We start from the raw sequence: 25,244 nt of genomic DNA, 5'->3' as shown, positions 1-25,244 counted from the left end.
GCCTTTTCGGTAGTAACCACTACCGAAAAGGCGCACGGGGGCGGAGCCCTCTACAGCATGCAGGAAACGCAGCCCTCGACCTCGGTGCCTTCGAGTGCCATCTGACGCAGACGGATGTAGTACAGCGTCTTGATGCCCTTACGCCACGCGTAGATCTGCGCCTTGTTGATGTCGCGAGTGGTTGCGGTGTCCTTGAAGAACAGCGTCAGCGACAGGCCCTGGTCGACGTGTTGCGTTGCGGCAGCATAGGTGTCGACGATCTTCTCGTACCCGATTTCGTAGGCATCCTGGTAGTACTCCAGGTTGTCGTTGGTCAGGTAGGGCGCCGGGTAGTAGACGCGGCCGATCTTGCCTTCCTTGCGGATCTCGATCTTCGACGCCACCGGGTGGATGGAGCTGGTGGAGTAGTTGATGTACGAGATCGAGCCGGTCGGCGGGACGGCCTGAAGGTTCTGGTTGTAGATACCGTGCTTCTGAACCGAAGCCTTCAGCTCACGCCAGTCGTCCTGAGTGGGGATGTGCAGCTTCGCATCGGCGAAGAGTCCGCGAACCTTGTCGGTTGCCGGCTCCCAAGCCTGATCGGTGTACTTGTCGAAGAATTCACCCGAGGCGTACTTCGACTCCGGGAAACCCTTGAAGTACGAGCCGCGCTCGATGGCGATCTTGTTCGACGCACGCAGTGCGTGGAAGAGCACGGTGTAGAAGTAGATGTTCGTGAAGTCGATGCCTTCTTCGCTGCCGTAGAAGATCCGCTCACGAGCAAGGTATCCGTGCAGGTTCATCTGACCGAGGCCGATGGCGTGAGAGTCGTTGTTGCCCTGCTCGATCGACGGCACCGAGTAGATGTGCGTCTGATCGGACACCGCCGTCAATCCGCGGATCGACACTTCGATGGTCTTGGCGAAGTCGGGCGAGTCCATGGTCTTCGCGATGTTCAGCGAACCCAGGTTGCAGGAGATGTCCTTGCCGACCTTCGAGTAGGACAGGTCGTCGTTGAACAGTGAAGGCGTCGAAACCTGCAGGATCTCCGAGCACAGGTTCGAGTGCGTGATCTTGCCCTCGATCGGGTTCGCCCGGTTCACCGTGTCCTCGAACATGATGTAGGGGTAGCCCGATTCGAACTGCAATTCGGCGACGGTCTGGAAGAACTCGCGAGCCTTGATCTTGGACTTGCGAATTCGCTTGTCGTCGACCATCTCGTAGTACTTCTCGGAGACGTTGATGTCGGAGAACGGAACTCCGTAGATGCGCTCGACGTCGTACGGCGAGAACAAGTACATGTCCTCGTTCTTCTTCGCCAGTTCGAACGTGATGTCCGGGATCACGACGCCGAGTGAGAGCGTCTTGATACGGATTTTCTCGTCGGCGTTCTCACGCTTGGTGTCGAGGAACCGGTAGATGTCGGGGTGGTGCGCATGCAGGTACACAGCACCGGCACCCTGACGCGCACCCAACTGGTTGGCGTAGGAGAACGAGTCCTCGAGAAGCTTCATGATCGGGATGACACCCGAACTCTGGTTCTCGATCTTCTTGATCGGGGCGCCGTGCTCACGAACGTTGGTGAGCAGCAAGGCAACTCCGCCACCGCGCTTGGACAGCTGCAGTGCCGAGTTGATGGAGCGACCGATGGACTCCATGTTGTCTTCGATACGAAGCAGGAAGCAGGACACGGGCTCACCGCGCTGCTTCTTGCCCGAGTTCAGGAACGTCGGGGTGGCGGGCTGGAAGCGTCCGGCGATGATCTCGTCGACGAGTTCGACGGCCAGGTCTTCGTTGCCTGCGGCCAGGGTGAGCGCAACCATGCAGACACGATCTTCGAAACGCTCTAGGTAGCGCTTACCGTCGAAGGTCTTGAGCGTGTAGGAGGTGTAGTACTTGAATGCACCCAGGAACGTCGGGAAGCGGAACTTCTTGGCGTACGCGTGATCGATCAGGAACTTCACGAAAGTACGTGAGTACTGATCGAGAACCTCGGGCTCGTAATAGTTTTCCTCGACGAGGTAGTCCAGCTTCTCGTCGAGGTTGTGGAAGAACACGGTGTTCTGGTTGACGTGCTGCAAGAAGTACTGACGGGCTGCAGCGACATCCATCTCGAACTGGATCTCACCGTTGGCGCCGTACAGGTTGAGCATGGCGTTGAGTGCGTGGTAGTCGAGACCGTTGGTGGAATCGCCGCCGCGCGCATCACGCTCTACGCTTCCTGCCGCGATCGTGTCAGTGATGGTTGGCGCCACTGCCCGTGCTCCTTCTCTGTTTCGAGATGATTCCAGAACTCCCCCAAGCCTTCTCGTACCCGGTCGACGTCCTCGGCAGTGCCCATGAGTTCGAACCGGTACAGAAAAGGAACGTGGCATTTCTGGGAAATGATGTTTCCTGCATAGCAAAAGGACTCACCGAAATTGGTGTTTCCCGCCGCGATCACTGCTCTGATCAACGACCTGTTGTGTGGATTGTTCAAAAAACGAATGACCGGCTTCGGTACATAACTGGTGTCGCGCCCTGTCACGGTGACCCCGCCACCATAGGTGGGCAGAATCAGCACATAGGGCTCGTCTACACGAAATGAGCCGTCACGGTCATGGATAGGTATACGTGTCGCAGGCAGGCCGAGACGTTGAACGAATCGGTGGGTGTTCTCCGACACGCTGGAAAAATAGACCAGCGAAGTCATCGGTTGTCACCATTTTCTTGTACGGTGCCCGGAACTACTCAGATGTGTCGGCGGAGGTGTCCACCGCCGACACTGCGGCGCTTCAAGCAGCGACGGTCAGGGTCTTGATGCGATCGGGACGGAAGCCCGACCAGTGATCTTCACCGGCAACCACGATGGGTGCCTGGAGGTACCCGAGAGCCATGACGTAGTCGCGGGCTTCGGCATCCTCGGTGATGTCGATGACGTTGTATTCGAGACCGGCCTTGTCCAGGGCGCGGTAGGTGGCATTGCACTGAACGCAAGCGGGCTTGGTGTAGACGGTGATGCTCATGAGAGTCCCTCTTTCGCTTAGCCAACAAAGGCCGATGTAGTGATGTTCAGCACCGATACGACCGATTGCCGGAGTCTCGCTCGAGGCGTTCCGCGTTGTGGTCTCTCAGTGCTCAAGACACTACACCTAGTGGCCGACAGAAACACATAACGCGAGATGTTGTGAGTCACATCGTTGGAATTCCCAGGTCGCCCCAGTTCAGCGCCTTCATTTCCCGGCGCGTCGGCGTGTCGCGCGTCACAGTTTCTTTTTGTGCTCGCCAGCCTCTCGGAGCCGCGCCACGGACCTACCATGAGCGTCGTGGAAACACCCCCGAAGGACGAGGCTCCACGCCACGAGGCAACCGTGACGAGAACACAGCAGGTGACACCGTTGATGCGCAGAATCACCTTCGGTGGGGAGGGCCTGAGCGACTTCGAGACGAGCGGGAGCCCCGACGAACGGGTGCTCGTCAGATTCCCCCTCGATCCCCCTCACGCCCGTAGTTACACCGTCCGGCGCTGGCAGCCGTCGAAGAACGAACTGGAGATCGACTTCGTTCTCCACGGCCACGGCGGCGCGGCACTCTGGGCCGCGACTGCGCAACCGGGCGAGACCGTTCACCTCTCGACGGCGAGCGGGTGGTTCACGCCGCCGGCAGGTTGCGACTGGCTGCTGATGGTCGCCGATCACGCCGCTCTGCCCGCGATCGGGCGAATTCTCGAAGAAGCACCCGACGGTCTACCGATCCACGTCATCGCGCAGGTACCCGCGCCGAGTGAACAGCAGACGTTCACGACGCGCGCCGACGCTCACTACCGATGGATCGAGGAATCGGACTCGCTGCTCGCCGAATTGGCCGGCGCTGCCCTGCCCCCCGGCGAGGGCTACATCTGGTGTGCAGTCGAGGCCGCGGACGCCAGACGCATCCGCACTCACCTGCGTCGAACATGGGAAATCCCGGCAACCCGCATGCACGTGATGGGTTACTGGCGGGAGGACAAGGAGAACTGGGAGCGTCGGTACGCCGCCGTCGCCGACCGTATCGATGCTGCGATGGGCGAAGCGATGATGGCCGGCAAGGATTTCGAGTCGGTTCGCGACGCGGTCGACGACGCGATGGAACGCGAAGGGCTCTAGCGCGCATACGAGTGAGGACCACACCTTCCGGCATGGCCCTCATTCGTGAAACGAATTACGCGTTGACGAGCTGCTTGCCGGCGTCGACGAGGTCGGAGACGACCTTGGAGACCTGAGCGAGCACCTCTGCGTTCTCACGCGGGTGCAGCTCACCGAACAGTGCGCCGGTTCCACCGATGCTCAGTGCAGTGTCCTCGACGACCTTGCCGCCGGCGATACGGACCGCCTTGGTGGTGTCTTCGTGTGCCCACTTGGCGCCGTTGCCGCTGGGCGAAGCGCTGATGACTGCGACAGCCTTGTCCTTGACTGCACCGACACCGTACGGACGCGAGATCCAGTCGATGGCGTTCTTCAGAACTGCGGGAATGGTGCCGTTGTACTCGGGGGTGACGAGCAGGAACGCGTCCGCGTCGCTCGCAGCGGAGCGCAGTGCGTCGACAGCGGGGATGGAAGCACCCTCGACGTCGATGTCTTCGTTGTAGAAGGGGACGTCGGCGAGGCCTTCGAAGACCGTCAGCGTGGCGCCCTCGGGTGCGGCGGACACAGCCGTCTCGGCAAGCTGGCGGTTGACGGATCCGGCGCGCAGGCTGCCGACGAGAACGAGAACATTGGTCTGTGACATAGCGAGTTTCCTTCGAGAGTGGTGCGGTTGGTGGCTCCGGTTGAAAGTTATATCAACTAAACGGACCGCGGTCCACTTACATTCCCCGGCCCTGTAACCTGATCCCGTGAGCGCAATCCCCCTCCCCCAGATCGGCGCCGCGCCGGTCGAGCGCGGTGACGCAGCACGTAACCGCGTACTTCTGCTCGACGCCGCAGCCCTCCTCGTTGCCGAGCGAGGTGTCGACGCGGTGACGATGGATGCTGTCGCGTGCCGGGCCGGTGTGGGCAAGGGCACAGTTTTTCGGCGCTTCGGCAATCGATCGGGACTGATGCAGGCACTGCTCGATCACACCGAGCGAGAACTGCAACAGGCATTCATGTTCGGCCCCCCACCGTTGGGTCCGGGCGCGCCGCCGATCGAGCGCCTCATCGCGTTCGGACGAGCCCGGATTGCCATGGTGGAAGTACAGGGCGAAGTCCTCCGAGCGGCGGAAAACGCTCCTGAATACCGCTTCGGCGGTCCGGCCCGGGCTCTCGGCATCGCTCACGTCATCGGGCTTCTTCGAGGAGCCGGCGTCGAGGGCGACCTCGATCTGCTCGCTTCAGCACTGTTGGCACCGCTCGAAGCGTCGCTCGTCCTTCATCAGGTGCGCGATCTCGGGATGACCACCGAGCGTCTGGCCGCCGGCTGGGAAGACCTTGCCCGGCGCGTTACTCGATGTTGACTCCCCCGATCCGTCCCACCACTTAATGTGAGCCCATGCGCATCGCAGCTGCCGTCATCGGCCTCCTGACCATCGCCGCGGTAAGCGGTTGCTCCGCTTCGTCCGACTCCCCCGAAGACAAGACGGATCCCTCCGGTCGTGTGTTCATCTCGACCTCCGTGGATGGAACACAAATTCCCGGCGGCGGCCCGCTGACTCTCGACTTCAGCCAGGCCGGTCGAGTGTCCGCGAGCGCCGGATGCAACACGGCAAACGGTTCGGTCGAGTTCAACGACGGCACGCTGACCACCGGCACCATGGCGTCGACCATGATGGGCTGCCCTCCCGGCATCGCCGAGTCCGACTCCTGGACAACAACATTGCTGACCGCCGCGCCGGCGTGGAGCCTCGACGGCGACACCCTCGTCCTGACATCGAAGGACGCCACAGTCACCCTGCAGGACAAGAAAATCGTCACGCCGGATCGACCGCTGCAGGGCACGACGTGGACTGTCACGTCCCTCATCAGTCCCGATGCGATCAGTACGAGCCTGGCTCTGGAGACGTCAGCTCCCGAACTGACGATTGCCGCAGACGGTTCGGTCAGCGGGAGCACCGGATGCAATCGCATGACCGGAAGCGCCCAGACGTCCGACACCACAGTCACGTTCACGCCGATGGCAACCACGCGTATGGCTTGCCCCGAGGAGAACATGGACATCGAGCGCCAGATCCTGGCGGTGCTCGACGGCGAAGTGAGCTACTCCGTCGACGCCGACACGCTGACCCTGCGCAAGCCCGACGACACCGGATTGATACTGACTGCGCAGGCTTGACCAGACGCTGCAGGCTCGATCAGACGTTGTCGAGCAGCCAGCGCCCCAACTCGCGGGCGCTGGCATCGATCATCGCGGGCCAGTCCAAGGCCGAGTCGTCCGCGTGATCGCTGACGTGTTTGACGAGTCGGCAGGTAGCACCCGCAGCCTGCGCGGCGAATGCGATGGCAAACCCCTCCATGTCGACCAGATCGGCTCGCTGTGCAAGGGCGTCCCGGGTTGCAGCGTCGGCGATGAATGCGTCGCCGGTCGCCAACACCGAGTCGTCACCGCCGGCGAGCACCAAACGGTCCGCGACGTCGTGCCCCAGCGCTCGGATCGCGGTGCTGCTGATGTCGTGATTGATGACGACGCCGGGAACATAGAGGCCGCCGTGGTGCGCGTGCAGCGCACCGGCTGTCCCGATGTTGACGACCAGCGGCAGATCATCCCGCTCGTACCGCGCGAGAGCAGAGGCGACTGCTGTTGCAGCACTGACCTTTCCAATCCCCGTGATCAGCAGTTCGCATCCTTGCGGCACGTATGCCGCTTCCGACTTCGTCGCACTGACCACCAGAACGTTGTTCGCACTCATGTGCGCGACCGTACCGCCCCGGATACGGTGGCACTGCACGCGCCTGCTCACATCGCTAGAGTCCATTCATGGCCACACTGCGTGAAAGCATCATCGAAGAACTCGGCACAAAGCCGACAATCGACGCCGCAGCGGAGGTTCGCGCGCGAGTCCAGTTCCTGAAGGACTACGTGCGCTCGACCCCCGCCAAAGGGTTCGTTCTGGGAATCAGCGGCGGTCAGGACAGCACGCTCGCCGGAGCCCTCGCCCAACGCGCGGTCACGGAACTTCGTGAAGAAGGCCACGAGGCCGAGTTCGTCGCCGTTCGACTCCCCTATGGCGCGCAGGCCGACGAATCCGACGCTCAGATCGCGCTCGGCTTCATCAAGCCGGACCGCTCTCTCACGGTCAACGTCAAGCCTGGCGCCGACGCCACGGCCCGTGAGGCCTCCGAGGCGTTGGGGAACGGCGAACTGCGCGACTTCGTCCGCGGCAACATCAAGGCGCGCGAACGAATGGTCATTCAGTATGCGATTGCCGGTCAGCTCGGCTACTTGGTAATCGGTACCGACCACGCCGCAGAAGCGATTACCGGCTTCTTCACGAAATTCGGTGACGGCGGTGTCGACATCACGCCGCTCACCGGCTTGAGCAAACGCCAGGGCGCTGCATTGCTGCAGGAATTGGGCGCACCCGAGAGCACGTGGCGCAAGGTGCCGACCGCCGACCTCGAGGACGACCGACCCGCGCTACCCGACGAAGTTGCCCTCGGCGTCACGTACTCACAGATAGACGACTACCTCGAAGGAAAGGACGTTTCCTCCGAGGTAGCCGAGAAGCTCGAGAAGATGTTCACCAACACTCGTCACAAGCGCACGGTGCCGGTCACACCCCTCGATGACTGGTGGAAGTAACTGCTACCAGAGCTCTTACCAGCGACTAGCTACCGAACAGGCTGCCGAAGACGTCGCCCAGCGAACCCGTTCCCGAAGCCGGATCCTTCTTCGCGAAGTTGGTGGTGCATCCGTTGAACTGCACTGCATCGACCAGCGTCGACGTGGCGGCGGAACCGTTGCCCACACTGACGCCGTAGTGGTCGACTACCGCGTTCGGGTTCGCGGCGACGATGTCAGCCAATGGCACTGACACGCGGTCCTTGGCGCCGTCGATGTTCTGAGTGCTCCACCACACGCCCTTCTGGAGATCCGCGTGAACGCCGCCGTCAGCCGTCGGCGTGGCGTCGGGTCCCGGGACCCACACCAGGGTGGTGAATCCGTTCTCGAACTTTCCGCCGGTCGTTCCGGTGAGGCGGAGCTGGAACGCCGCAGTCGGCGTGGCGGCGCGCTCGGCAAAGCCGATCGCCTTGCCGACTGCGTCGGACAACTTGATACCGCCGGCCGAATGGTAGGAAACCGAACGATCGCCGGTACCGTCGACGGCCAGCTTCAGTGAACCGTCCTTGTCGAGAACGTTGTCGGCCGAATACGACGCGGTCTGATCCTTCTCGTCGGTGAACGGGATGCCCCACCCGTTCGGCGTCGCTTCGGCGGACAGGGTCGAGCACGAGGCTTCCGGCACAGAAGAGCCGAGAGAACCGGTGGACGGAAGCGCAGTAGCAATTGCCGGAGCGGTGAGTGCAGCTGCCCCGAGGAGCGCTACGACGACTCCGACACGGCGCGTGGAATTAATCGACATTGAAATACCTTTCACATATCCCGAGTGGAATTGCGCCAAAATTAACACATGTCGACAATTACCAACAGCGAAGGTATTTCTTTTGTCATCCAAACAGATGACAATTCACCTTGGCAATTCGAAGTGCATTCGCCCCCCCAAAAGTAGGAGAAACTAAACAAAACGACCAATGCTGGACAATTGACCAACAATGGAGAAAACGGAGATAGATGCCACTTGAGCTGGAGTGATCAAGATATAAATATTTGGACCGGAAACCCGAAAAAGGACAATACGTCGGCAGCCCACAAATAGCTACGCCGGCAATTCTCGGACTAGCCTCCAGCGAAAGGCGGAAGAATATCGACAGCGCTACCGGAGGCTCGAGAGACGTCGCGGGTCAACTCGTCACCGACGAGGAAAGCCGAGACCGACAGCACTCGCTCCATCTCCGGTCCGTATCGCCCGACCAGCACCGCCACCAACTCGGCAAGTGTGTTGTCAGGCGAGATGGCGACTACCTCGCTACGGCAACCGGATACATCCGCTGCAGCAGCAAAGTAACGAACCGAGATCGAATGCGGATCAGCCACCAATCGCTCCCATACTTCTTTCCGGCGGAACGAAGTCCGCGGCGTCGATGCCGTGCCCTGCCCACTTGTTCCACATCGCACCGCGCCACAAATCCGCTAGTTCGTCGTCACTTGCTCCAGCCCTGAGCGCGGCACGCAGGTCAACTTCACGGTCACTGAACAAACATGACCGAATTGTTCCCTCTGCGGTCATTCGCGTCCGATCGCATTCACTGCAGAACGAGCGGGTCACGGAAGCGATGATCCCTACCGTCATCGTGGTCCCGTCGACGCGCCATTCTTCGGCAGGAGCCGACGGATCTTCACGGCCGATTGCTTCCAATTCGAAACGGCTTCCCAAAACGGACAACAATTCAGCCGCGGTCACCATGTTCTCGCGTGCCCATGCATGGTCTGCGTCCAGAGGCATTTGCTCGATAAAGCGCAATTCGACGCCGGCTTCGAGGCACCACTGCAAAAGATCCGCCGCACCGTGGAGCGTTTCACGCATCAGCACCGCATTGATCTTCAGTGGCGCGAGCCCGGCCGCAGCTGCCGCTCGAATTCCCGCGAGAACGGACGGCAACCTGTCTCGACGCGTCAATTCAGCGAAATGGGCGCGATCAACCGAATCCAGGGAAACATTGATGCGAGTCAAACCAGCTGCAGCCAACTTCGCCGCACGATGTTCGAGCCCAACGGCGTTGGTAGTCATGGAAAGTGGAATTCCTGGCACGCGCGCGGCGCACCCCCCGATGATCTTTTCGAGGTCACTACGCATCAGCGGTTCGCCGCCGGTGAATCTCACCTCGCGAATACCGACTCGTTCGACGCCGATTCCGACTACTCGAATGATCTCGTCGGCACTCAGAAGATCTTCCGCAGCGATGGCCGGCAAGCCTTCCTCCGGCATGCAATACGTGCAACGAAGTGAACACTTCTCGGTGATCGAGACTCGCAGATCTCTGGCAACACGCCCGAACCTGTCGACCAGGAGATCCGTCTCTGGACGACCGGCGAGGGAGGCAGCGTCGAACCGCACGGTGGGAATTCCCATCGAGACCACTGTCATCACTTCACCAACTTCCGTATTGCTCCAGTATGACCGAAAGCCGTACTCCGTGTGTCGGACGGACCACACCGCCTAGGATCAAAACATGTCGAGGTTGTCGAGGTTACTGTCATGAGCGCGCGTTCGGTCGAGGAACACGCGTCGCACATCTCCGGATTGCTCACCGGCCTGCACACCCTCTCTCCGACGGCAGTTCCGACGGCAGAAGCGTTGGGGTGCATAACTTGCTCGGATATCGCATCGCCGGTAGACCTGCCACTCTTCCGCAACTCGCAGATGGACGGGTATGCCGTCGATGCTGCTTCTGTGGCCTCGGTTCCGACCACACTGACGGTTCGAGGCGTGATCGCCGCTGGAAGCGGAAAACCACCGAAACACCTTCCAGGATCGGCATTTCGCATCATGACCGGTGCTCCGCTCCCCGAGGGTGCCGACGCCGTTGTTCCGGTCGAGGACACAACGGGTGTCACCGAGCACGTCGTCACGATCGAACGGGGCAGGTCGGTAGGCGAATTCGTACGCGAACGTGGCAGCGACATCACCGCCGGAATGCTACTGGTCACGGCCGGAACGCACTTGGAACCTCGCCATATCGCCGCGCTGAGTGCTGTGGGCCTGGCCTCGCTCGACACCTACACGAAGCCACGGGTCGCGATAATTACGACGGGCGCCGAACTGAAAAGTGCCGGAACAACTCTCGAACCCGGTGAGATCTACGATTCCAACGGTCCAGCTTTGGCAACATTGGCCGAAGCCAACGGCGCCGATGTCGTATCCGTCGCCCGAAGCAGCGACGACCCCGCCGAGTTCCGCGAATTGCTCTCGTACGCAACCTCGGTCGCTGATCTGGTGTTCACCTCCGGCGGAGTGTCCATGGGCGACTTCGAGGTGGTGAAGGAAACTCTCACGCCTCTGGGAGCACACTTCGGCCACGTCGCAATGCAGCCGGGCGGTCCGCAAGGCACTGCAGTGGTGAACGAAGTGCCGGTACTGAGCTTCCCGGGCAACCCGGTGAGCACGATGGTCTCCTTCGAGGTCTTCGCACGGGGCGAACTGCGCCGGGCCGCGGGCCTGCCCGAGATCCCGCGCGAGCGACTCCCGTTGACTGCACCGCTGCGTTCGGTGGACGGCAAGCGGCAGTTCCTGCGGGCACGCAGAACTGCGGACGGAATCGAACTCGTTGCCGGACCCGGATCGCACCTTGTTGCAGCCATGGCGTGGGCCGACGTCCTGATCGACATCCCCGCCGCCGTGACCGAGCTCGGCGCGGGCGATCTCGTCGACGTCGTCCCGCTCTCGACTTCCTCGATCTGATTCACTCGATCTGATTCAAAGGACACTGATGACCGAATTGACACACGTCGACAGCGAGGGCCGAGCGCGCATGGTCGACGTCAGCGCCAAGGCCGAGACGACGCGTATCGCCGTCGCCGCCGGCGAACTCGTCACGACCGCCGAGGTAGTTCGCCTCGTCCGCGCCGACGGCATGCCCAAGGCTGATGTCCTCACCACCGCGCGCATCGCCGGAATCGCCGGTGCGAAGAAGACCTCCGAACTGATCCCGCTGTGTCATCAACTCGCGCTCTCGTCGGTCAAGGTGGAATTCGGGTTCACCGAAACATCGATCACCGTCGAGGCGACGGCGAAGACTCGCGGACAGACCGGCGTCGAGATGGAAGCACTCACCGCCGTCGCGGTAGCCGGCCTGACCTTGCACGACATGGTCAAAGCGGTGGACCCCGGAGCTACCATGAACGGTGTTCGTCTGCTCACCAAAGACGGTGGTAAGCGCGGACATTGGACCCGCGACACTCAGAACGCACAGACAGCTCCGGCGCACACCTTCACCTCGGCACGGTCCGCGACCGTCCTCGTGGCTTCCACCGGCGGTGCGAACGGCACCAGACCCGACACCACCGGACCCACGATCGCGACCTGGCTACGTGAACGGGACTTCGAGGTACGTGGACCGCTTGTGTACGCCGACGCAGACATCGCGGCGGGCATCGCTGACGCCAAGGAGGGCTCCCCGTCACTCGTCATCAGTACCGGCGGCACCGGGGCTTCCCCCACGGATGCCACCCCGGAAGCTACCCGGGCAGTCTTGACCCGTGAGTTGCCCGGCGTCGCAGAAGCGATCCGGACCAAGGGCCTCGAGAAGACACCGCACGCGTCGCTGAGCCGTGGTGTGGCAGGTCTCACAGGTACGACGGTCATCGTCAATCTTCCGGGTTCTCCCGGTGGAGTGAAGGACGGTCTCGCCGTCCTCGGACCCATCATCGATCACCTGCTCGCGCAGGTCGCAGGCGGAGGAGCGCACGATGAGTGAGCTATTGGCTCGGATCTCCGAGCAACCGATTCACGCAGACACCGTCGACGCCGCCGTGGCCGGTCCGAAGAACGGCGCTGTTGTGGTGTTCACGGGAACGGTGCGCAATCACGATGGAGGTCAAGCGGTTTCGGCGTTGGAGTACCAAGCGCATCCGGATGCCGAACGCTTCCTCGAGACGTGCTGCCAAGAGGTTGCGGCCTCGACCGGCCTGCCGGTTGCTGCGATCCATCGCGTCGGTCACCTCGAGATCGGTGATCTCGCACTGGTCGCCGCCGTCGCCGCGCCGCATCGAGCGGAGGCGTTTGCCGCGTGCGCCGAACTGGTGGAGCGCATCAAGCACGAGGTACCGATCTGGAAGCGGCAACACTTCGCGAACGGCGTCTCCGAATGGGTCGGGTTGTAGGTCGAACGCTCCGGGAAGGTAGAGTTGCGATCACTAGGTGCCTGAAATCGGGCATCCAGCGTCGTAGAACGCAAATTTTCTTGCTGAGTGCTCAATGCACCCGCTCTTCTTACGGCGAAGAAGCCTGCCGACCGGCAGCGCCGCCACCACTGTGCTTGATTGTTCGACCGGTTAATTCCCGTGTCGGCATCCGGGCACGAACACGTGCCCGAAAGGCTCTGAACACACTTGTCTGACATCTCTACGCCCGCTACCACCTTCGCAGCCCTCGGTGTGCGCGCACCGCTGGTGAAAGCTCTCGAAGACGGCGGAATCACTTCTCCGTTCCCGATCCAGATCGACACCCTCCCCGACACTCTCTCGGGGCGCGACGTACTGGGCCGCGGAAAGACCGGAAGCGGCAAGACCCTCGCGTTCTCCATCCCCATGGTCTCCCGCCTCGCCGGCGAACTGTCCGGAGGAAAGCGTCGTCCGGGTCGACCGCTCGGCCTGGTGCTCGCACCCACGCGTGAGCTCGCCACCCAGATCACCGCAACCCTCGAACCGTTGGCCGCCGCATACGACTTGCGCGTGACCACGATCTTCGGTGGTGTCTCGCAGCACCGCCAGGTTCAGGCTCTCAAGGCCGGAGTCGACATCGTCGTCGCCTGCCCCGGTCGCCTCGAAGACCTCATGAAGCAGAAGTTCGTCAGTCTCGACGCCGTCGAGATCACCGTGCTCGACGAGGCCGACCACATGGCCGACCTCGGCTTCCTGCCCGTCGTCACCCGCATCCTCTCGTCCACCCCGCAGGACGGGCAGCGTCTACTGTTCTCGGCAACGCTGGACAACGGCGTCGACAAGCTCGTCAAGCGTTTCCTCAAGAACGAGGTCATGCATTCGGTCGACGAGGCCAACTCCCCCGTCGCCGCAATGACGCACCACGTGTTCGACGTCGACGGCGTCGAAGCCAAGAAGGCTCTGGTCGAGAAGCTCGCTTCCGGTACCGGTCGTCGCATCCTGTTCATGCGCACCAAGCACCAGGCTCGCAAGTTGGCTCGCCAGCTCACCGAGTCGGGCATCCCGTCCGTTGACCTTCACGGCAACCTCTCGCAGGCTGCTCGCGACCGTAACCTGGCGGCATTCTCCGCCGGTGAAGCGCGCGTCCTCGTCGCCACCGACGTCGCAGCGCGTGGCGTCCACGTCGACGACGTCGAGTTGGTCGTCCACGTCGATCCGCCGGCAGAGCACAAGGCTTACCTGCACCGCAGTGGTCGCACCGCTCGCGCAGGCAGCGCCGGCGACGTGGTCACCGTGGTTCTGCCCGAGCAGCGTAAGGATCTTGCGATCCTCATGCGCAAGGCAGCCATCAAGGTGACCCCGGTCCGTTCGACTGCCAACTCCGAGCACGTCGTCAAGTTGGTCGGCGACATCGCACCGCACGTCACGCCGGCTCCGAAGGCTCCTGCCCAGCCGAACGGTGGACGCGGGCAGCGTCCCGCCGGCCAGGGTGGACGCGGCGGCGCAGCACGTTCGGGTCAGGCTCGCTCCGGACAGGGCGGTCAGTCACGCGGTGCTCGCACCGGCGGAGCTGCCCGTCAGGAACATGCCGGTGGTGGCGCTCGCCGTCCCCGCACCGGCGGCGGCGCTCGCACCGCAGGCTCCACCGGTGGCCGTCCCGCACGCTAGGCCACACCGCCGCCCCGCGCGCAACACCGCCCGGTACAACTCAATAGGTTTCGTAATGGACAGCGTCGGCCAGTGGCCGGCGCTGTCGCCATCCGAAGCGTTCGAGATCCGGAACCTGTTGAAACTCGGTCACCTTGCCGACGCACAGCCACGCAATGGGGCGAACGGGTGAGGGAATGCCCATGAGTTCGGTGAGGTACTTCTCGTCGTAGAACGAAACCCAGCCGATGCCGATCTCCTCGGCTACCGCGGCGAGCCACAAATTCTGAATTGCCAGTACCGCCGAGAACAGCCCGGTGTCGTCGACGGTATGACGGCCGAGGATGTTCGGGCCACCGCGCGACGGGTCGTAAGTGACGACGATGCCGGTACCACTCTCGGCGATTCCCTCGATCTTGATGGGGTCGAACGTCGAGCGGCGATCCTCGGGCAAGGACTGCGCGAATTTCACCCGGGCATCGGCGACGTGTGCCGCGAAGGTGTCGAGCGTCTCCGGATTACGAACGACGACAAAATCCCACGGTTGCGTGTTTCCCACGCTCGGCGCGCGATGGGCGGCGTCGAGAATGCGCATCAGAGTTTCGTCGGGGACGATCTCTCCCGAGAACTCGGCGCGAACGTCTCGCCGTCGCCGAATCGCTTCGTACACGGATACAGCTGATTCACTCACGCCCCGACGGTATAGCGGTGCAATCCCAGCATGGCGTCGGGGTGCGGTTCGACCGTTTCTTCGCGCACGCAGGCGCGGAGCGCGCTGCCGACCGCCCCCGAATCCATCCCGGTACCGATCACGACCAGTTGCGTGGTTCGAGGTTCGCCCGACTTCCATCGCAGCGGCGTGATCCGGACATGATCACCCACCGATTGGATCTCGAATTTTCCTGTGTAGCCCGGAATCTCGAAGTTCACGAAGCCCTTGATGCGGTAAACACCCGACGGCTGATTCTCGAGAAAGTGCGTCAGAGCCCTGGCATCGAGAGGCGTCTCCGATGCGAAATCAACCGATTCGTAGCGGTGGTGCAGGTGATCGTGGTGACACGAGCCGTCCTCGTGATCGTCGTCGTGCCCGTCGCGCAGGAGTTCGTCGAGGCTCAGTTGATCGCCCGGAGCCGGAGGGGTCACCTCGCCGGTATCGAACAACAGAGCGGGGTCTATCCGCGAGTGCGAGGTTTCCACCATCGGCGCTCGCGGATTCAACTTACGAATTTCGGCCGTGAATCGCTCGCGTTCGGCGACCGGAACGCTGTCGATCTTGTTGACTACCAACAGGTCTGCCAGGCGGACATGTTGATCGAGCTCGGGATGTTCGCGGCGAACGGTGGAGAAATTGGCTCCGTCGACCAGGACCACCAGGCCGCCGTAGACGACAGACGGGTTCTCACTTCCGAGGACGAGTCGAATCATGTTCCGCGGCTCGGCAAGCCCGCTGGCCTCGATGACGATCACGTCGATCCCGGACTGCCGGTGCGCCAACTTGTTCAGCATCTCGTCCATGTCCGAGACGTCGACAGCGCAGCACAAACAGCCGTTGCTGAGAGAGACCATCGAATCGACCTGACCGGCGACCATCATCGAGTCGATGTTGACGGATCCGAAGTCGTTGACGATCACGCCGATGCGTACACCGTCGTTGTTACGCAGAAGATGGTTGAGCAGCGTCGTCTTGCCCGAACCGAGAAAGCCTGCGACGACTATTACGGGAATCTGCTTCTTCGCCACCACACAACCTTCCGAAACCACACGTACCGATCAGTGATCGTAGTGGAGTGTGGCTCCGGAAGGTTCACGCTGACAGCAGACTCACACCGTGCAGAGCGGACGGATGTCCGACGTGCCCTCGGTGGTCGGTGACGTCAGGATCGTGCATGCGTTGTATCCACGGGATTCGGCGACCCGGCGGATCTCACTCCAGCCTGCCGCGTCGATGACCGCCGACCGTGAGAGCACGAACCCGGAAAGCCTGAGCGGATCGCCCACCAGTGCCCACGAATAGTCGTCGGCAATGTAGGTGACGATGTAGTTGGGTGGGCCGTCCAAGCTTTCCTGTGAGGGCACCCCGGGGAAGCTCACATGCAACTGGGCACCCGTTGCTGGATCGGTAACTCGGGCATTCCCGACGATCTCGTTGGCTTGACCGGTCCACGTCGTACACGTGTTCTTCACGCTCACGTTCGACGAATCGACGATCCCGTAACTCGCCCGGGTGTCCTTCGCGCACGCGAGGTTGAAGGGCTGAGGAATCGCCGCCACCTGGTTCCATTCCCCTACGTAGCGCGCGACGTCCAGGTTCGCCACCGGCTGCAAGGGTTCCCAGAGTGGGCTCGCCTGCGCGGTTCCCGAAAACATCGTCGCTGCGGCGCACACTCCCGCAATCGCAATCGCACTTCGCCCCGACCACTTCATGTCACTGCTCCTCGTCTGTACAACGCTCGATCGGCATTGGTTCCTCAAGACATTCGGAGCTGACGGACTGGAGGATGGGGCGGCATGTAAAACTACTTTTGGTTTGTTATGGACCTACTTCACAAACCTTATGTAGTCTTTGCTAAAAGATAGCTGAAAGTCGGACGGAGCTACTGTGATGAAGGTTGTCGACTTAGGTCTAGAACGCACTCGCTATGCAGTCATCGACGAGACGATCGAGTCGAGGTGGCGCCGAGTCACCTCCATGCAGCACGACGCCGTTGCCGTCGTGACTCCGCGCGACCGGATCACTTTCGCCGAACTCGAACTCCGAACCGACGCATTGGTCCGCGAACTTCGCCTACGTGGGTCACACGGGGCACGCCCGGTTGCGGTCGATCTCGAACCAACGGCCGAGTCGGTGCCCGCCATCCTCGCCACTCTGATTTCCGGTCGGCCCTTGGTCATGATCGACCCACAACTCCCCGAGGCCCGCCGAGCGCACATCATGAGCACCTCGGGTGCAGTCCCGCTGCAGTCGATACTCGACGAGTCTGCTGCGACGGGCTTCAGATTCGACAGCGCGTTGGAACCATCGAGTTCCGACCCTGCAATGATCGCGTTCACGTCAGGCACCAGCGGGGCACCCAAGGGAGTCGTGTTGAGCCACTCCATGTGCCTGAACAAGGCCGACGAACTCGCCGCAGCAATCGACCTGCGACCCGACGATCACATCGGGAACCTGTTGCCCGTCAGTTTCGGAGCCGGAATCACGGCCCTGATCATGGGGCTTATGAACGGAGTCACGGTCTACTGCTGGGATCCACGTATCGACGGCGTCTCGGGAATCGACGACTGGCTGATCGAGAATTCGATCACGACCACGCACTGTGCGCCGTCTTTTCTGCGGGCGTGGTCAGATCTCGATTGCGGTGCAGCAAATGATGATTCGATCGGTTCCCTACGCGTCGTCGTAACGTACGGGGAAGCAGTTCACGGCGAGGACTACGCGCGCCATCGCAGTCACGGCTTCGCTCGCGTCACGTACGTCAACTGGCTGGCCACCACCGAGACCGGTGTCGTCGCGTACAACGTGTTCCCACCACATTCCGAACTACCCGTCGGAGTGGTACCGGCCGGACGTGCTCGCGACGGCAAGGACGTACAGATCGTCGATGTGAACGGCGTGCCTCTCCCCGACGGAGAGATCGGCGAGATACAGGTTGTCTCGAGCGATCTTGCCGATGGATACCACGGTGACCCAGATCGCACTGCGGCACGATTCACGCGCCTGGGCGACGGAGTGAGCATCTACCGGACCGGGGACCGGGGACGCATCGACGAACGCGGAGAACTGCAACTGCGGGGACGCGTCGACGACGCCGTCAAGATTCGGGGCTATCTGGTGGAACCGATGGAAGTCGAGGCGCATATTCGTCGAATTCCCGGCGTCGCCGATGTTTTCGTGGCCGTCGTCCTCGAGAACGATCGACCGGAGATCGTCGCCTACGTGGTCCTGACCAACACCGTGATGGCACGGTCGGGCGCCGAGATGCGGCGCGAATTGGCGACATATCTGCCGGCCTGGATGCTCCCCCGACATTTTGTTCTGATGCCGGCGTTGCCCCGCAACGAAAGAGGAAAGGTCGATCGAACAGCGCTGCCCTCCGTCGAGGTGCGGTCCACTCCACCGACTCTCGCCGGGCCCGCCGAATTGTGGTTGTCCTCGATCTGGGAGTCGATTCTCGGCGTCGACTCCATCGACCGTGAGGACGACTTCTTCGAACTCGGCGGCGACTCGCTTGCTTCAACCGAAGTGGTGGCAAAGATTCACGACATGTTCCGGATCCGGATCACGGCGGCGGAGTTCGCGGCCGCCAGTACCGTCAAAGACCTTGCAGCGCTGGTGGATCGGCGCAGAATCGATCCCGATGATCGCGTCTGTCACAACACGATGGTTCCGCTGAAGCTCGAAGGGTCCGGGCGACCGCTGTTCATCATGAACGGAGCGGGGTGCCCATCGACGACGCTGTCCGCCTTGTCGAAAGCGCTTCACACCGATCGGCCGGTTTACGCACTTCAGCCACATGGCTTCGAATCTCGCGGACTACCCGACCGGTCGGTGAAAGCAAGCGCCCGCCGTTTCATTTTCGAAATCAAGAAGATTCAGCCCACCGGGCCATACCTCCTCGCCGGATACTCGTACGGCGGCTACGTGGCGCTGGAAATGGCGACACAGCTGTCCGAGTCAGGTGACACTGTCGAACACGTCACCGTTCTCGACACCAGAATCTCCACCGAGGCTGCCGCACGACTGGCTGGTCGAGCGGGCATCACTTTGGATCCGTCGATCGTCGACCTTGCACCACAACCATCCACCAATGCCCGCTGGAAGCCGACCAGACGCACCGTCGCGGCCATGTGGATCCGCACGCTGTTCGCCGGCATTCTGCAGTACCCGCCGGCCACCCAGTGGACCGTGTTCCTCTACATAGGAGGCCAGGCGCTCCGGAAGCATCGGATACGAGCATGCGCCGCGCCCGTCACCGTGATCCGTGGGGCCACCAACAACCGTGGACGCGAGATCTGGTCACTCATTGCCACGGGCTCACTGGATTTCGACGACGTCGACGCGTGCCACGAAGACGTCGTCCGCCAACCGTACGTCCGCAAGACTGCGGCGATCATCGATCGAGTCTGCGATCGAGCGTGACCAGCGCTCCTCATGTCCAGCTGTAGAAGAAAGAGCGGCGCGGAGTGAGGGCCCAGTCGGTCGTCGACGAACACACTCGTTCCTTGACGAACGCACCCGCCCTGCCTGCGATGAACATGCCCGCTGCATCGTCGACACGAGTGGTCCGCTGGAACACACCTCGCCGCCTCCCGAGACTGATGCACCGGCCTGCGAACTTCGGAGCCACCGGGCGCGGCGCGGAACCTTCGAGTCGATGCAGGATCGTCTCGGCCGCATGGACTCCCAAGGGAATCGCAGCCTGACAACTCATCCTCAGTGAAAGATCACCGACTGCGACAGCATCACCCGCACCGACGATGTTGGGGTGGGACGAGCATTCGAGTCGGTCGTCGACCTTCAGACGACCGAGACCGTCGACGGGAAGGCCACTTCGGCGCGCCAGCTCGGGGACCCCGAATTCTGTCGCGAGAATCGTGCAATCTGCCTCCACCCGTGCGCCTCCCGCAAGCTCGCAGGACGAACCGTCAATCCGTGTAACCCGGGATTCGGTGACGATGTCGACCCCAAGATCGGTCAATGTTCTGAGAATTGCAGATCGCGCACGCTCTGACAGATCCGGGGCCACGATTCCTCCGGTCACCAAAGTGATTCGGCTGCTTCGCTGCTCAGCCAATTCTGCGGCAGTCTCGATTCCGGTGAGACCGCCGCCGACAACACAGACCGTAGCCTTCCCGTCGAGTGTCGCCAGTCTGGATTCGAGGCGAACCGCGTCCTCGAATTCGGAGACGCTGAACCCGTGCTCCGCCGCCCCGCCGATAGTGCTGGGTAACTGCCCACTTCCGACTGCGTAGACCAGATAGTCGTAGTCGAGCACACTGCCGTCGTCGAGGGTAAGCCTGCCGAGCCCCGCCTCGATCGTCGTCACCTCTCCGAAGACTCGGTGTGCCGCACGCGGTAGCGCCCTGTCGAACGAGACCGTCGCGTCGTAGCCAGCCGCAATCATCTGATGGAGCCTGATTCTTTGCACGAAGTGTGGGCGCGGATTCACGACGGTCACCGTGATGTCCGACCGAGTTCTCAGCAGTCGCTTCGCTGCCATGACGCCCGCATATCCTGCCCCGATTATCACCACGTGTGCACTCATGGTTCTCCGTTCCGCCAACGGTCCCCATGCTGAGAATGCACGGGATGATCAGGCCTCATCGCGGACGTTATTGAACATTGACGCCCTGGCGTTATGGCGGTCGACACATCTAGGCAGAACTGTGCTGCATGCAATAGAGACTCGAAAAACACAGGGTCGACAACACAACACTGGCTCGAAAACAACAAATGCTCTGCACCGATTGGTGCAGAGCATTTGTTCGGGTGGAACTAAGTGGATTATGTTCGCACTTATCTTCCCCTATGAAACGGGTCCTAGAAGCGACCCGAGATGACGGGAGTGAAATCGGATCAGTGCCGGTCAGGGCCATTTCTCCGGCTGTGGTTCGAGCGCCGCAGCGTCGCCTGACGCCCACCGACACCGCCCGCATCATTTCCAGTTACACGAACGGCGCGAGCATGAAAGCACTTGCCGAGCAGCTGCATCTGACTCGTCAAACCATCGCCCGAGTTCTAAAACGAGAAGGCGTCACGCTACGCCAAATCGGACTCAGCGACATCCAAGTCGAGGACGCTATTGAGCTTTACCGATCCGGATTGTCATTAGCAAAAATCGGAGAAAAGATCGGCGTCGACCACGGGACGGTTCGGCGTCAACTTCTTCGACGAGGTGTGGCGATGCGCGATACCCACGGCCGCGAGAGGTAAATAGCTAGAGACTGGGACTACGGATGCAGTTGGAGGGAGCATCGATCACCCCCTCGCCGCGAAGCTGCATTGCCACCCGATCAAGTGCCGCATTATCAGGAAAATGTACTCGCCCGAATTCACGGCTCACCGGAAGCTCAACTTGAAGTGTTCGAAATTGCGGCTCGGCGTCGGAGAGCAGTTCGCTAGACGCAGTCTTCCGCCCAATGCCTCCAGCGCGAAAGTGACGATTGCCAATGTAGAGCTCAATGTTCACATCGCCAACCCAGCAATCGACGTGAAACAGGGCATCCGCGAGAGGATGCGATCGGACATCAAGCCGTCGACTACGCAATTCGGCAATGACATAAGCTTCCCGCAAGAATGAGTAGTACGCGTTGCCGATCCTCCAGCGCATCGCGTCCCTCGCTTGCTGCCGCCCGACTCCCTGATCCACTACGTACTCGATCTCCATTTGAGCCGGCTCCCACAACATCTGCCGGAATCGTAACCCTTCCGCTGCATTTCTGAACGCCTGATAGGTGGGCAAACGACCAAGATCCTCGGCTATAAAGCTGAGGACGTGCGTGAATGCAGCATCTGGATTCCAATCTCGGATCCTCGGGATTCGAATAACATCGCGCTTTCGAACCGCGCCCAGCGCGTGCTCGGTTGAGACTGCAACCTCCTTAACATCGTCAGGGGTGACAGATGCGAGGACTGTATTTTGGTGGGCGAGAACGAGTGGAACAACACGCGACCTGCGCGGATCCGACTTCCACCGACGTAGTGTGCCACAAGCTTTTTCCGAACGCGCGAACCTTGCAATCGCATCCTCGCTAGACACCCTCACTACACTCATAGGCCAACTGTAGGAACTGACACCGACAACACTCGTCGCATGTCTCCACAGATTGCCCGATGGCTAGGTGTTGGCGGACATCAATGGCGCTAGCTTCGGATCAGCCTCAATCGAATCGCCGTCCAGCGCAACACCCCAGTCCGTACCCTCGGCAACCAAACACCACTCACCTACAGAACTTGGTATGAACGGCGCGGACATCAACAAACCCAGGCCCTTCGATGGTAGACCTCTAGCCTCGGTAGCTGCTACCTGCCATTCCGTAACGGTAGATCGACACGACACAGCTGAAAAATGTTCATGTTTCCGATTGGATTCGTGAGGTTGTGACATATTGTCAAACTATCTTCGCTCAAGTACCTTAGAGCGAAGATGAACATGTTTACGAGAAAGAGCCATCACATGAATGTAGTAGCCAAATTGACGCGCCCTGTCGAACAAAAAATGGTAGCCGTGCGATGAATCTTGGTTTAGAATTCCTGAAAGCGAAAGGAAATCGCACGTTCACAGTTGAAGGAGGTGACTTCTCCCAACTTGAGATCCGACCAAGCGGCACGGGCAGCCTACACTACTTCTATGACCTCAAACATTCAAGTCTTGTGACGGACTTCATCCTATACGACGGGCCGAAAGTTTCCGCAATCTGCACCGTCACTCTAATTTACAACGAGGACACTTATTCACCACGACTCAAATTCTGGAAAAAAGACAAGACCAAAGAAGGGCAAATACCTTTAGAGCAGAATATTCCAGATACAACAGATACACGAACAGTCAAAGCATTCGTAGATACCAGCGATGGACACCAAAATCTCTGGGTATTGATAAATTTTCTTCAAGAATGCCGCGAAATCTCGCTTCCAGAAGGCGAGTTTCGAATCACTGGTAAAGATAGCGTCGAAATCGCCCAACTCCTTGTTGACAGTGACAAAGCACAAGTTATTGAGGCGCTCAAGTCGGTTCTCGGAAGCTCACTCACCCAAGCTGAGCTCGACATAATTGCCAACCGCAAAGGTCAGCTCGATATTTTTCATTGCTACTTAACGGATTCGGAGTTCTTCCAGAAGCGACGAGACGAGCAGCAGGCTTTAGGGAAAGATTCGCGACCAGAAGCAATTTGGCAACAGTTCTTCGAACAAAATCCATGGATCTTCGGATACGGACTAAGCTTGATCGCGTGCGAATCATACGACGACAATAAACTTGAACAGATCACCACCGGTGCAAGTAAGTTTGGCGGAGCAGGCAAACGAAGCGATGGCGTTCTCCGTACGCGCGGTGTTGTTAGCAGTTTACTTTTTTGCGAGATCAAGCGGCATGATCTCCCGTTACTGGCAAGCACTCAATACCGAAAACCTGACGTTTGGGCTCCTTCAAACGAAGTAGTCGGTGCAGTATCTCAAGTGCAGAAGACAGCAGAGAAAGCAGTCCGCGGAATTGGGGAATTCCTCCACAGGCAATATGAACCAGACGGAAGCCCGACAGACCTTGTAGTTTCAACTGTGAGACCACGACAAGTAGTTGTAGTTGGACAAACGGACGAGTTTTCGACCAACGGAGAACTAAATCGCGAAAAGGTATCGTCCTTCGAACTTTACCGTCGATCCGTCAACGACGTCGAAATCATCACCTTCGACGAACTCTATGAGCGCGCTTGTTTCATTGTTCAGGACAAAAGCAAAAGAGGCTGAACCTCACCGAGACCTTCGCCGACATATTTCACAGAGGTCAAAATCAACCAAACCATGTACCAATAAGTCGCAAAGGCGACGTTGCTCGCAAGCAGCAATAGAGGTAGGGCGATGAGCGTGACATCGCAGAGGATCGCAAACAAGCAAACACCTACCTCACTATGAAACTGTTCCTGGAATCGACCCGCATCGCATTCAGATGCCGGGCCATCGAAACTATGAAAGGCTTAGCTGCCGAATACACCTCAACCGCCAGACGATCGCCCGAGCCCCCAAACGCGAAGATATCCCGCTATGTGGCCGGGACTCAGTGAAATACAGATCGATGACGTCATCCCGCTCTACCAGTCAGTGCTGCCATTAGCGGGAATTGGAGAAATTTAGTGTCAGCAACAGGGCCGTTCGGCGACAACTCCTCCGACGAGGCATTGCTAGGGGCTACACTCAGAGACCAGAGAAATAGTCGAATCAGGGCCAAGCGAAGGCCTTGGACTTTGGTCATGTCCGGACACTGCATCGAGCGGACTCTCCGAACGACGGACCTGCTCTGCGACGGAGCTAAGCCGCAATTCCAACAGGTGAAAACCGTGCATCTTTCTCCCCAGAATACGACAATGAGTCAAACAAGTAATCGACGTCAAGGAGGCCCTTATGATTCCAACCACCCCGATAGAAGGCGGAGACTCTCTGCCCATTGGCGCGAGCTTTTGGACGCCAGATCTGAGTGCTTTGACCGAAGATGAGGGATTCGGATTCTTTCGAGACACGTGGCCAATCCTCGACATTCCACATGAATTCGCGCAACAAGTTGTTTCAACGGAACGAATTATTGTCGATTGCCTTTCACAATTGGCTAGTAGCCCAGCACACTACGAACGCCTCGCGCAGATCGTGGAAAACTGGGACCCCGACGTGATAGAGGAAGATCTTTCGTCCGGCGAGCACGCTGCAATAAGTGGGATTCTTCGTAACGCAGACGACAATCCTCTCGACAGCCTTGAACTTGGAGTATCCGGATTGAGCCTTGCTCTCTCGTCGATTGGCGCTTATCCCGCCGCAAGCTGCCGAGGCCACGGCACCGCGCATGCATGGTCCAGGTGCCCAGTCGTCTATTTTGCGGCGACTCGAAGCACCGCCGTTGCTGTTGAGTCGGCGTTACAAAAGAGTGCGTGTCGTTTCGTGCTCGATGATGCGCGCCCAACACTATTGTGTGTCGCCGGCAGCTCGGCATTAGATACGAACCAACTCGCAAGTGCCCTCCTGGAACATGAGAGTTAGAAGA

General features: G+C 60.4%; 25 protein-coding genes. 12 read left to right on the top strand and 13 right to left on the bottom strand.

Annotated features, from left to right (window positions below; translation table 11 throughout):
• Positions 1-50 precede the first annotated feature (50 nt).
• The 3 genes from nrdE to nrdH form a co-directional block, all read right to left on the bottom strand.
• The gene (gene nrdE / locus AOT96_RS22470; RefSeq protein WP_003944756.1) at positions 51-2,234 is read right to left on the bottom strand and encodes a class 1b ribonucleoside-diphosphate reductase subunit alpha; all 2,184 of its coding nucleotides are present in this window, start codon (positions 2,232-2,234) and stop codon (positions 51-53) included.
• On the bottom strand, positions 2,192-2,671 hold the full coding sequence (gene nrdI / locus AOT96_RS34825; protein ID WP_003944767.1) for a class Ib ribonucleoside-diphosphate reductase assembly flavoprotein NrdI: 480 nt from the start codon (positions 2,669-2,671) through the stop codon (positions 2,192-2,194). The genes nrdE and nrdI overlap by 43 nt, the downstream gene beginning before the upstream one ends.
• An 82-nt stretch (positions 2,672-2,753) precedes the next feature.
• Positions 2,754-2,984 carry a glutaredoxin-like protein NrdH gene (nrdH, locus tag AOT96_RS22465; protein WP_003944717.1) on the bottom strand — a complete coding sequence of 77 codons (231 nt, stop codon included), beginning with the start codon at positions 2,982-2,984 and terminating at the stop codon, positions 2,754-2,756.
• 291 nt (positions 2,985-3,275) lie between these two features.
• On the opposite strand from nrdH, the gene AOT96_RS22460 reads away from it, so the two are divergent.
• Positions 3,276-4,103, top strand: coding sequence for a siderophore-interacting protein (locus AOT96_RS22460; protein ID WP_065352355.1), 828 nt, complete (start codon positions 3,276-3,278; stop codon positions 4,101-4,103).
• A 55-nt stretch (positions 4,104-4,158) separates the two neighbouring features.
• Here the strand turns inward: AOT96_RS22460 and AOT96_RS22455 are convergent, their stop codons facing one another.
• Positions 4,159-4,725 (bottom strand): NAD(P)H-dependent oxidoreductase, encoded by a 567-nt coding sequence (locus tag AOT96_RS22455; RefSeq protein ID WP_030534957.1) that lies wholly within the window; start codon positions 4,723-4,725, stop codon positions 4,159-4,161.
• A 106-nt stretch (positions 4,726-4,831) separates the two neighbouring features.
• Here AOT96_RS22455 and AOT96_RS22450 point away from each other — a divergent pair, with 106 nt between their 5' ends.
• Positions 4,832-5,431: a TetR/AcrR family transcriptional regulator gene (locus AOT96_RS22450; protein WP_003944690.1), complete on the top strand. Its 600-nt coding sequence runs from the start codon at positions 4,832-4,834 to the stop codon at positions 5,429-5,431.
• Positions 5,432-5,466: 35 nt separating this feature from the next.
• On the top strand, positions 5,467-6,246 hold the full coding sequence (locus AOT96_RS22445) for an META domain-containing protein (RefSeq protein ID WP_065352354.1): 780 nt from the start codon (positions 5,467-5,469) through the stop codon (positions 6,244-6,246).
• 19 nt (positions 6,247-6,265) lie between these two features.
• Here AOT96_RS22445 and AOT96_RS22440 read toward each other — a convergent pair whose 3' ends face one another.
• On the bottom strand, positions 6,266-6,820 hold the full coding sequence (locus AOT96_RS22440; protein WP_065352914.1) for a nucleosidase: 555 nt from the start codon (positions 6,818-6,820) through the stop codon (positions 6,266-6,268).
• 68 nt (positions 6,821-6,888) lie between these two features.
• Here AOT96_RS22440 and nadE point away from each other — a divergent pair, with 68 nt between their 5' ends.
• Positions 6,889-7,713: an ammonia-dependent NAD(+) synthetase gene (gene nadE, locus AOT96_RS22435; RefSeq protein WP_003944695.1), complete on the top strand. Its 825-nt coding sequence runs from the start codon at positions 6,889-6,891 to the stop codon at positions 7,711-7,713.
• Between the two features lie 25 nt (positions 7,714-7,738).
• Here nadE and AOT96_RS22430 read toward each other — a convergent pair whose 3' ends face one another.
• The 3 genes from AOT96_RS22430 to moaA form a co-directional block, all read right to left on the bottom strand.
• On the bottom strand, positions 7,739-8,494 hold the full coding sequence (locus AOT96_RS22430; protein WP_065352353.1) for a hypothetical protein: 756 nt from the start codon (positions 8,492-8,494) through the stop codon (positions 7,739-7,741).
• 314 nt (positions 8,495-8,808) lie between these two features.
• Positions 8,809-9,066, bottom strand: a complete 258-nt coding sequence (locus tag AOT96_RS22425; protein WP_003944706.1) for a MoaD/ThiS family protein — start codon at positions 9,064-9,066, stop codon at positions 8,809-8,811.
• Entirely contained in the window at positions 9,059-10,117 is a 1,059-nt protein-coding gene (moaA, locus tag AOT96_RS22420; RefSeq protein ID WP_007731315.1) for a GTP 3',8-cyclase MoaA, read from the bottom strand. Before moaA ends, AOT96_RS22425 begins: the two co-directional genes overlap by 8 nt.
• A gap of 111 nt (positions 10,118-10,228) precedes the next feature.
• Between moaA and AOT96_RS22415 the strand changes: the two genes are divergently transcribed.
• From AOT96_RS22415 to AOT96_RS22400, 4 genes are all read left to right on the top strand, one after another.
• Positions 10,229-11,431, top strand: coding sequence for a molybdopterin molybdotransferase MoeA (locus tag AOT96_RS22415; protein ID WP_065352352.1), 1,203 nt, complete (start codon positions 10,229-10,231; stop codon positions 11,429-11,431).
• Positions 11,432-11,459: 28 nt separating this feature from the next.
• A complete protein-coding gene (moaCB, locus tag AOT96_RS22410) occupies positions 11,460-12,446 on the top strand; it encodes a bifunctional molybdenum cofactor biosynthesis protein MoaC/MoaB (protein ID WP_054187785.1) in 987 nt (328 codons plus the stop codon).
• Positions 12,439-12,852 (top strand): molybdenum cofactor biosynthesis protein MoaE, encoded by a 414-nt coding sequence (locus AOT96_RS22405; RefSeq protein WP_003944730.1) that lies wholly within the window; start codon positions 12,439-12,441, stop codon positions 12,850-12,852. Before moaCB ends, AOT96_RS22405 begins: the two co-directional genes overlap by 8 nt.
• A gap of 228 nt (positions 12,853-13,080) precedes the next feature.
• Positions 13,081-14,520, top strand: a complete 1,440-nt coding sequence (locus AOT96_RS22400) for a DEAD/DEAH box helicase (protein ID WP_042450056.1) — start codon at positions 13,081-13,083, stop codon at positions 14,518-14,520.
• A 40-nt stretch (positions 14,521-14,560) separates the two neighbouring features.
• On the opposite strand, the gene bluB is transcribed toward AOT96_RS22400, so the two are convergent.
• The 3 genes from bluB to AOT96_RS22385 form a co-directional block, all read right to left on the bottom strand.
• The gene (gene bluB / locus AOT96_RS22395) at positions 14,561-15,190 is read right to left on the bottom strand and encodes a 5,6-dimethylbenzimidazole synthase (RefSeq protein WP_007731309.1); all 630 of its coding nucleotides are present in this window, start codon (positions 15,188-15,190) and stop codon (positions 14,561-14,563) included.
• A complete protein-coding gene (locus tag AOT96_RS22390; RefSeq protein WP_065352351.1) occupies positions 15,187-16,239 on the bottom strand; it encodes a CobW family GTP-binding protein in 1,053 nt (350 codons plus the stop codon). The genes bluB and AOT96_RS22390 overlap by 4 nt, the downstream gene beginning before the upstream one ends.
• Before the next feature lie 81 nt (positions 16,240-16,320).
• The gene (locus AOT96_RS22385; protein ID WP_042924492.1) at positions 16,321-16,923 is read right to left on the bottom strand and encodes a lipocalin family protein; all 603 of its coding nucleotides are present in this window, start codon (positions 16,921-16,923) and stop codon (positions 16,321-16,323) included.
• 178 nt (positions 16,924-17,101) lie between these two features.
• Here AOT96_RS22385 and AOT96_RS22380 point away from each other — a divergent pair, with 178 nt between their 5' ends.
• Positions 17,102-19,636: an alpha/beta fold hydrolase gene (locus tag AOT96_RS22380; protein WP_065352350.1), complete on the top strand. Its 2,535-nt coding sequence runs from the start codon at positions 17,102-17,104 to the stop codon at positions 19,634-19,636.
• 10 nt (positions 19,637-19,646) lie between these two features.
• Here AOT96_RS22380 and AOT96_RS22375 read toward each other — a convergent pair whose 3' ends face one another.
• Entirely contained in the window at positions 19,647-20,762 is a 1,116-nt protein-coding gene (locus AOT96_RS22375; protein ID WP_083197656.1) for an NAD(P)/FAD-dependent oxidoreductase, read from the bottom strand.
• Positions 20,763-21,076: 314 nt separating this feature from the next.
• On the opposite strand from AOT96_RS22375, the gene AOT96_RS22370 reads away from it, so the two are divergent.
• On the top strand, positions 21,077-21,430 hold the full coding sequence (locus tag AOT96_RS22370; RefSeq protein ID WP_178377338.1) for a hypothetical protein: 354 nt from the start codon (positions 21,077-21,079) through the stop codon (positions 21,428-21,430).
• Between the two features lie 4 nt (positions 21,431-21,434).
• On the opposite strand, the gene AOT96_RS22365 is transcribed toward AOT96_RS22370, so the two are convergent.
• A complete protein-coding gene (locus AOT96_RS22365; RefSeq protein WP_065352348.1) occupies positions 21,435-22,271 on the bottom strand; it encodes a hypothetical protein in 837 nt (278 codons plus the stop codon).
• Positions 22,272-22,729: 458 nt separating this feature from the next.
• Here AOT96_RS22365 and AOT96_RS22360 point away from each other — a divergent pair, with 458 nt between their 5' ends.
• Positions 22,730-23,962 carry a Shedu immune nuclease family protein gene (locus tag AOT96_RS22360; protein WP_081377572.1) on the top strand — a complete coding sequence of 411 codons (1,233 nt, stop codon included), beginning with the start codon at positions 22,730-22,732 and terminating at the stop codon, positions 23,960-23,962.
• 651 nt (positions 23,963-24,613) lie between these two features.
• Complete coding sequence (locus AOT96_RS35410) at positions 24,614-25,240, top strand: hypothetical protein (protein ID WP_143173090.1); 627 nt, start codon at positions 24,614-24,616, stop codon at positions 25,238-25,240.
• Positions 25,241-25,244: the final 4 nt, after the last annotated feature.

This window comes from Rhodococcus sp. 008, assembly GCF_001682295.1.
GTDB lineage: Bacteria > Actinomycetota > Actinomycetes > Mycobacteriales > Mycobacteriaceae > Rhodococcus_F > Rhodococcus_F qingshengii.
This window is presented reverse-complemented; position numbering and strand designations above follow the sequence as displayed.

Coding starts and splice junctions, on each gene's coding strand:
- nrdI (WP_003944767.1), bottom strand. CDS start 2,671: ATGACTTCGCTGGTCTATTTTTCCAGCGTGTCGGAGAACACCCACCGA.
- nrdH (WP_003944717.1), bottom strand. CDS start 2,984: ATGAGCATCACCGTCTACACCAAGCCCGCTTGCGTTCAGTGCAATGCC.
- AOT96_RS22460 (WP_065352355.1), top strand. CDS start 3,276: ATGAGCGTCGTGGAAACACCCCCGAAGGACGAGGCTCCACGCCACGAG.
- AOT96_RS22455 (WP_030534957.1), bottom strand. CDS start 4,725: ATGTCACAGACCAATGTTCTCGTTCTCGTCGGCAGCCTGCGCGCCGGA.
- AOT96_RS22445 (WP_065352354.1), top strand. CDS start 5,467: ATGCGCATCGCAGCTGCCGTCATCGGCCTCCTGACCATCGCCGCGGTA.
- AOT96_RS22440 (WP_065352914.1), bottom strand. CDS start 6,820: ATGAGTGCGAACAACGTTCTGGTGGTCAGTGCGACGAAGTCGGAAGCG.
- nadE (WP_003944695.1), top strand. CDS start 6,889: ATGGCCACACTGCGTGAAAGCATCATCGAAGAACTCGGCACAAAGCCG.
- AOT96_RS22430 (WP_065352353.1), bottom strand. CDS start 8,494: ATGTCGATTAATTCCACGCGCCGTGTCGGAGTCGTCGTAGCGCTCCTC.
- moaA (WP_007731315.1), bottom strand. CDS start 10,117: ATGACAGTGGTCTCGATGGGAATTCCCACCGTGCGGTTCGACGCTGCC.
- AOT96_RS22415 (WP_065352352.1), top strand. CDS start 10,229: ATGAGCGCGCGTTCGGTCGAGGAACACGCGTCGCACATCTCCGGATTG.
- moaCB (WP_054187785.1), top strand. CDS start 11,460: ATGACCGAATTGACACACGTCGACAGCGAGGGCCGAGCGCGCATGGTC.
- AOT96_RS22405 (WP_003944730.1), top strand. CDS start 12,439: ATGAGTGAGCTATTGGCTCGGATCTCCGAGCAACCGATTCACGCAGAC.
- AOT96_RS22385 (WP_042924492.1), bottom strand. CDS start 16,923: ATGAAGTGGTCGGGGCGAAGTGCGATTGCGATTGCGGGAGTGTGCGCC.
- AOT96_RS22380 (WP_065352350.1), top strand. CDS start 17,102: ATGAAGGTTGTCGACTTAGGTCTAGAACGCACTCGCTATGCAGTCATC.
- AOT96_RS22375 (WP_083197656.1), bottom strand. CDS start 20,762: ATGAGTGCACACGTGGTGATAATCGGGGCAGGATATGCGGGCGTCATG.
- AOT96_RS22365 (WP_065352348.1), bottom strand. CDS start 22,271: ATGAGTGTAGTGAGGGTGTCTAGCGAGGATGCGATTGCAAGGTTCGCG.
- AOT96_RS22360 (WP_081377572.1), top strand. CDS start 22,730: ATGAATCTTGGTTTAGAATTCCTGAAAGCGAAAGGAAATCGCACGTTC.
- AOT96_RS35410 (WP_143173090.1), top strand. CDS start 24,614: ATGATTCCAACCACCCCGATAGAAGGCGGAGACTCTCTGCCCATTGGC.